Origin of the sequence: Prosthecobacter sp., from assembly GCF_044373815.1 — a bacterium.
Classification (GTDB): domain Bacteria; phylum Verrucomicrobiota; class Verrucomicrobiia; order Verrucomicrobiales; family Verrucomicrobiaceae; genus Prosthecobacter.
Genome location: NZ_JBIPNG010000525.1, coordinates 1 through 4,365, shown reverse-complemented (window position 1 = coordinate 4,365; position 4,365 = coordinate 1). Strand labels below are relative to the sequence as shown.

The following is a 4,365-nucleotide window of genomic DNA, read 5'->3' as shown; positions in this document are numbered from 1 at the left end:
CGCTCTCACACCGCCGCAGCCGTCTGACGCTTTCGCTATCCCTTTCAAGCTCGGTGCCTGCCTGAGGAATGGCGGTGCCGCTGGCCGACAGACTGGAGTGTCTGTCGTACTTCAGAAGTCCGAACCCAATCACCACACCGCAGAGGGGGGGCGCCGCAGAGATTTTTCAGAGACAATCTCTGCGGCGTTCCGAACGCTGCGGTGTAAAATCCGGGCGCTCCGAATGACCGCCTTTTCTCCGCAAGAAATGCCGGGGAACGCTGTAGTTTCCCCCCTCTCATCTGTGCCTGAACTCTGCATGCCGCGCTACGTCCTGATCGCCCCCATTTTTTGCCTCTCACTCACTGCGGCCTCCCTCTTGCATGGGGCGGATGCAGCGGCGCTGTGGTCGGGGAAGGTGCGGCGGATTCTGGATGAGAACTGTGTGAAGTGCCACGGGGTGCTGGAGCAGAAGGGCGGGCTGGAACTGGATACGCCGGAGATGGTGATCAAAGGCGGTGAAGACGGTGCTGTGGTGCAGCCGGGGAAGCCGGAGGCGAGCGCGCTGTTTACGAGCTTGGAAAAGGGAGCGGACCCGCACATGCCGCCGAAGAAACAGCTCACGGATGCGGAGCGTGCGGCGGTGAAGGAATGGATCTCTGCACTGCCTGCCACGCCGGTGGCGGCGGTGGAGAAGGCGCAGCCGAAGGTGGCGCGGCAGTTTGTCTCGGGTGAGGAAGCGATCTCGACGCTGATCGCGGAAGGCTGGTCGCGCGCGGGGGTGAAGCCTGCGGCGGCGGTGACGGATGCGGTGTGGTGCCGGCGTGTGTATTTGGATCTGGCGGGGCGCATTCCTACGCAGTCGGAGCTGGCGGCGTTTGTCGCGGCACCGCAGCGGGATGGGTTGATCGACAAGCTGCTGGCGGCACCGGAGTATGCGGTGCGTATGCGCGAGCTGTGGGACCATTTTTTGATGGGCCGCCTCACGCGCGGAAATCCGGATGGACGGCGCAAGGGCTCGGGCTGGTGGACTTTTTTGGAGAAGGCTTTCAAGGACAACCGCCCGTGGAACGAGGTGGTGTATGACGTGCTGTGCGCGAAGCCTGACAAGGCACCGGACCGCAAGGGCGCCTCGTGGTTTTTGTTTGAGCGGAAGAACGACTACCAGAAGATCGCCGAGGCGGTGGCGCCGGTGGTGTATGGGACGAAGATCGACTGCGCGCAGTGCCATGACCACCCGCTGGCACGTGAGATCAAGCAGGCGCACTACTGGGGTCTGGTGGCGGCGTTTAATCGCAGCAAGAACGTGGACGCCAGCACGGCGGTGGCGGAGAGCGCGGTGGGTGGCTTCATGAATTTTACCAATTTGAAAAAGGAATCGCAGCCGGCGGTGGTGACGCTGCTGACCGGTCGCACGCTGCCGGAAGTGTGGCCCGGCGGCGAGACGAAGGAGAAGGATGGGCCGGAGATGTATGAGGATGCCAAGGCAGCGGTGCGCGTGCCGAAGTACTCGCGGCGCGAGGCGTTTGCCGAAGCCGCCACGCAGGACAATCCGCTGCTGGCGCGTGCGTTTGTGAACCGCATGTGGGCGGCGTTCATCGGTCGCGGCATCGTCAATCCGCCGGATGAGATCAACGAGCGCAACACGCCGAGCCACCCGGAACTGCTGGAGTGGCTGGCGCAGGATTTTGCCTCGCATAACTATGACTCGCGCCGCGTGGTGCGGGAGATCGTGCGCAGCCGCGTGTATGCGCTGGGGGCTTCAGATGCCGCGCCGGAGCTCTTTGCGGGCATGAAGGAACGGCCGCTGACGGCGGAGCAGCTGGCACGCTCATGGCGCATCGCGCTGAGCCTGCCGCCGGACGAAGAGGAGTTTCGCCGTCAGGTCATCACCGCCATGCCGGACGTGCTGCCAAAGGAGTACAACGCCACCTTCCAGCAGGCGCAGTTTTTATCGGGATCGCCCACGATGAACGCGCTGCTGCAGGCGGCGCAGGGGGGCGTCATTGCGAAGCTGACGGCGCTACCGGATGTGAATGCGCGGGTGCGTGAGGCGTTTCAGGCGGTGTATGGTCGCGCGCCGGGGGCGGATGAGTCCACGCAGGCGGCGGCATTTGTGACGGCGAATGCCGGGCATCCAGCGGAGGCAACGCGGGATCTGCTGTGGGCGCTGCTGACGAGCGCGGAGTTTCTGGCGATGCCGTGAGGGCGATAGGAGTGATCAGATGTGAATGCCGACCCACTGGCAAAGAAGCTGCGCAGAAGAAAAAAACGCTGCTAAAAATCTCCGGCAAACGGTGTAACTTTCCTGCGCCCAAAACGCCCCTTTTGACCTGATGAATCTCCGCGATCCCCACCCCCGCTGCCCGACTCAAGAGCACACGCTGCATCGGCGGCTGTTTTTGAAGGGGCTGACGGGCGGTGCGCTGGCCAGCACGGCGAGCTTTACGGGGCTGTTTCAGAATCCGGTCTTTGCCGAGGAGACGAAGAAGGCGCAGAAGCATTGCATCCTGCTGTGGCTGTGCGGGGCGCCGAGTCAGTTTGAGACGTGGTATCCGAAGCCGGGCAGTCCGGGGAACGGGCCGTTTGGCAGCATGCCGACGAAGATTCCGGGCATCCATTTTTCATCGCTGATGCCGAAGTGCGCGAGCATCGCGGACAAGTTGAACCTGGTGCGCAGCATGAAGACGAACCAGCCGGAGCACCTGCAGGCGATCAACCTGCTGCAGCGCGGCAGCCCGGAGCGTGCAGGCTTCACACGGCCGACGCTGGGCAGCAGTCTGGCGCAGGCGATGGGGCAGTTGGATGCGAAGCTGCCGAACTTCATCTTTCTCGATCCCGTGCCCGGCGGCAATGAGTTCGAAGGCTTCAAGGCGGGCAACTGGGCGGGCTGGCTCGGCGCGGAATACGCACCGGTGCGGCTGGGCGGGGACTACACGCAGTTTTTGCAGAAGGAGGGCGCGAGCATCCCGCAGCATGACAAGGAGTCGCGTGAGACCTTGCGCAAGTTTCTGACTTCGAAGTATGAGCGTGACCGCAGCAGCGCGGTGGCACGCAGCCAGAATGCGGCCTTTGAGCGCATGAAGGGGCTGAGCGCGAGCGCGGATCTGTTTGACGTGAACAAACTGCCTGCCAAGGACCGCGAGCGATACGGCCCGGGGAGTTTTGCGCAGCATGCGCTGATGTCGCGGCACCTCGTTGAAAATGGTGCGCCGTTTGTGATGGTGGCCAATGGTATGAACTGGGACAACCATGTGTTCAACCATGAGATCCATCAGATGCTTGTGCCGGAGCTGGACCATGTGGTGTACAATCTCGTCAACGACCTCGAAGAGCGCGGGCTGCTGGACTCCACGCTGGTGATTGCGATGGGTGAGTTTGGCCGCAGTCCGTGGATGAACGTGGCGCGCGGTCGCGAGCACTACCCGAACGCCTGGAGCATGATGATGACCGGCTGCGGCCTGAAGCGCGGCGTGGTCACGGGCGCGACGGATGTTGATGGCGTGGACGTGATCGAAAAGCCGTACAGCGAGCAGAATCTCTTCGCCACCATCTTCACGGCGCTCGGCATTGATCCGTATGCGGAGTATGACCTGCCCGGAATGCCCACCTTCCACCGCGTGGAAAACAAGGCGGAGCCGATCCGCGACATCCTCGCCTGAGACCGCCCATGAAACTGACCCGTACCCAACAATACGAGATGCCCTTTGCCGTCCTGGGACTGGCGACCACGCCGGATGGCGCGCAGGCCTACGCCGCCTGCATGGATGGAAGTGTGCATGCCGTGGAAACCGCGACCGGCAAGAAGGAGGTGTTTGAAAAGAAGCACAACTCCTACGCCAGCGGCTGCGTGCTGCTGCCGGATGGCAAGACGCTTATCTCCGCCGGGTATGACGGCATGCTGCTGTGGCATGACGTGGCGACGCGCAAGTGTGTGCGTGAGGTGAAGGCGCACTCGTTTTGGAGCTGGCAGCTCGCGATCTCGCCCGATGGGACGCGGGTGGCGAGTGTGACTGGGCAGTACATCGCGGGTGGCTGGAAGTATGAGCCTGCGGCGGAGAGCGAGCCGAGTGTGCGCGTGTATGACACCGCCAGCGGTGCGCTGGTGGCCAGCTACAGTCATACGCCGCCGGTGCTAAGCTGTGCGTTCAGTCCAGACAGCAAGCACCTCGCTGCGGCAAACATGATGGGCGAGGTGCGTGTGTGGGATGTGCAGTCGAAGGATGGCAAGCCGGTGTCGCAGTGGACGTCTCCCGATTTCACCTCGTGGGGCACCACCAAATCCCATCACTACTCCGGCGGCATCTACAGCCTCGTCTTTGCACCGGATGGCAATGCCCTGCTAGGTTGTGGTATGGGGCCGATGGGAGATCCGATGGCAGGCAA

3 protein-coding genes are annotated in these 4,365 nt (G+C 63.0%); all 3 read left to right on the top strand.

Features of this window, described 5'->3' with window-relative positions; all coding sequences use genetic code 11:
- Window positions 1-298: 298 nt before the first annotated feature.
- Window positions 299-2,185: a DUF1549 domain-containing protein gene (locus ACIREA_RS27475; protein ID WP_397385518.1), complete on the top strand. Its 1,887-nt coding sequence runs from the start codon at window positions 299-301 to the stop codon at window positions 2,183-2,185.
- 130 nt (window positions 2,186-2,315) lie between these two features.
- On the top strand, window positions 2,316-3,641 hold the full coding sequence (locus ACIREA_RS27470) for a DUF1501 domain-containing protein (RefSeq protein ID WP_397385517.1): 1,326 nt from the start codon (window positions 2,316-2,318) through the stop codon (window positions 3,639-3,641).
- Between the two features lie 8 nt (window positions 3,642-3,649).
- On the top strand, window positions 3,650-4,365 hold a 716-nt coding region (locus tag ACIREA_RS27465), incomplete at its 3' end, for a WD40 repeat domain-containing protein (RefSeq protein ID WP_397385516.1).